Below are 2,483 nucleotides of genomic sequence, written 5' to 3'. Positions count from 1 at the left end.
AGTAATTCCTACGTTTTTACAAAACATCTATCAACTACCCTAATTAGAAAAGAGAATATAAGAATGAAGAAGTTAGTAATCGCTTTGATCGGAATCGGTGTAATTGCCCTTAATAGCGTCGTGTTTTATGCGGCCAATGCGGCAAGTACGTCCAAGTCGGTTTCTGTAGTAAGTGCTGCAAAAGCAGCGAAGTGGAATCCGACCGTGAAACTCACGTACGGGAAATCTTCAATCGTGATGGAGCCAACTGGAATTCCAAATCATGCTCGTGATGAGTACTACGCAGTACCAATTTCGCAAGATGTGGTTGTTCCAGATTCAACAACCGCAAAAATAGTCAAAGACCCAACTAAGGCTCAGTCTTACAAATTCACGATTCCAAATACACCTCAGTACGTATCAGCGGTTACAGCGACCTCACTGGGATCAATTGGTGTCATGATTTCAGGTGCTGTTATTTATAACCCATTTGAGGGCGATAACAAGACTGTCGCAATGGCCAATAACTTTACAATCACAAATTCCGAGGGAATCACGGCATCATTTGTAGATAAGTGCGCTGGCCATCCGATTCCCGATTCAGGTGCTTATCACTACCACGGGCTCTCCGTCTGTGTGACTGCCAAAGTAGATAAAGTCGCCAAGCCTTCACATGTAATCGGTTTCGCACTTGATGGATTCCCAATTTATGGGGATCGAGATATTAAAGGAAAGCAAATTACTGCTAAGAATCTAGATCAATGCAATGGAATAAACAGTGCAACCCCCGAATTTCCCAAAGGTATTTATCACTACGTACTCCTAGGAACTGCTGATGTTCGTTCATCAATCGCATGCTTCCATGGAAAAGTAGATGCTAGCCAGATCCAAGCCATGCCACCTATGGGCGGTGGTCAGATGCCGATGCCTGATACTGCAGCTGCTGCCAAGAAGCTTGGAATTACCGAAGACGTACTGAAGGCAGCCTTTGCTGGCCAGAACCCACCAAATCTTGCACTTGCTGCAAAGAATTTGGGAATTACCGAGGCTGCATTGAGGGCAGCTTTAGGTATTTAACTATGAAAATAACTCTTGGAAAAAGCAAGGTTGGAAAACTATTGCTAAGAGTTTTAGCTGGATTTCTAACCTTACTTATCCTATTTGTGGGCCTTGTTGTAGCTGTCTATGAATCTCGTACAGTCTCTGTTCCTGCTTCCACATCCACTGCACCAGGAATTAATACATATCGTGTTGTCGGAACCGGGCAAGAAACATTTTGGGATGCTCAAGGTAATGAGATTTCTCAACCTGAGGTTGGCTCGTTACTTTTTGGCCAGAATGCGCAAAATCCGGGAAACCGACCTTCCTATAAAGATAATGGCGATGGGACCGTCACTGATCTCGTATCGGGACTTCAGTGGACTAAGTCACTTGATTTAAATGGTGATGGAAAGATTAATGTTTCTGACCAAATGAGCGTTGGTAAGGCTCTGGAGAGCGTTTCAAATGTAACTGTAGGCGGATACAGTAACTGGCGGATTCCAACCCTTAAAGAAGCATACTCATTGATCAATTTCAATGGCGTAGATATCGGGCTGGCAGCCGAACTACCAACTTCGCCGAAGCCGTATATCGATACTAAATATTTCGAATTTGGTTATGGAGATTTAACTATTGGGGACCGTCTGATTGATGCCCATATCGTTACTTCAACTTTCTATTCAGGCAAGGTCTATAAATACCTTCAGACAATGTTTGGTGTCAATTTTGCCGATGGCAGAATTAAGGGATATCCAACTGCAATCGGAATGAAGGAATCACGACTCCAAAGTTCTATATATATTATGTTCGTGGAGCCAAGAATTATGGTGTCAATAACTTTGAGAACAACAAGGACGGTACAGTTACCGATAAGGCAACCTCTCTCATGTGGAGTCAAAGTGACAGTCTCGAAGGTATGGATTGGGTAAAAGCCCTTCAGTGGGTGCAACAAAAGAACAAGGAAAATTACCTAGGTCACTCCGACTGGCGCTTGCCGGACGTTAAAGAACTTCAAGGAATAGTTGATTACTCAAAATCTCCAAGCCAGACCAACACTGCATCAATTGATTCAGTTTTCAATTCAACAGAAATCACAAATGAAGCTGGGCAGCGTGACTGGCCTTGGTATTGGTCTTCAACAACTCACGTGGAAACCGACCCAAGAACTGGATCAGACAGCGGAAAAAGCGCGGCATACATCTGCTTTGGTCGCGCAACAGGAAAGCAATTTGGAATGTGGCTGGATGTACATGGAGCAGGTGCTCAGCGGACAGATTCGAAGGTCGTTGATACGAAGCAGTCCATGGGCGGGCAGGCTCCGCAAGGTGATGCCACCCGCATCACTAACTTTGTGCGAATAGTCCGTTCGCTATAGATTTTGGGATCTTCAAGCGCTGCGATTTCACGTAATCCGGCTTATAGGGCGACTCTTCTTTTAATCAATACTCACAATTTTAGGATGC

At 44.3% G+C, this 2,483-nt stretch carries 3 protein-coding genes; all 3 read left to right on the top strand.

Annotation, left to right across the window (positions count from 1 at the left end):
- The coding region (locus tag WCO51_12425; GenBank protein MEI6514059.1) for a YHYH protein at positions 1–1,056 on the top strand (1,056 nt) is incomplete at its 5' end.
- A 2-nt stretch (positions 1,057–1,058) separates the two neighbouring features.
- Complete coding sequence (locus tag WCO51_12420; protein MEI6514058.1) at positions 1,059–1,949, top strand: DUF1566 domain-containing protein; 891 nt, start codon at positions 1,059–1,061, stop codon at positions 1,947–1,949.
- Complete coding sequence (locus tag WCO51_12415; GenBank protein MEI6514057.1) at positions 1,907–2,395, top strand: DUF1566 domain-containing protein; 489 nt, start codon at positions 1,907–1,909, stop codon at positions 2,393–2,395. The genes WCO51_12420 and WCO51_12415 overlap by 43 nt, the downstream gene beginning before the upstream one ends.
- The last annotated feature ends 88 nt before the right edge of the window (positions 2,396–2,483 follow it).

This window comes from bacterium (assembly GCA_037131655.1).
GTDB lineage: Bacteria > Armatimonadota > Fimbriimonadia > Fimbriimonadales > JBAXQP01 > JBAXQP01.
Note: the sequence above shows the minus strand (reverse complement) of the source record. Positions and strands in the feature narration are given on the sequence as shown.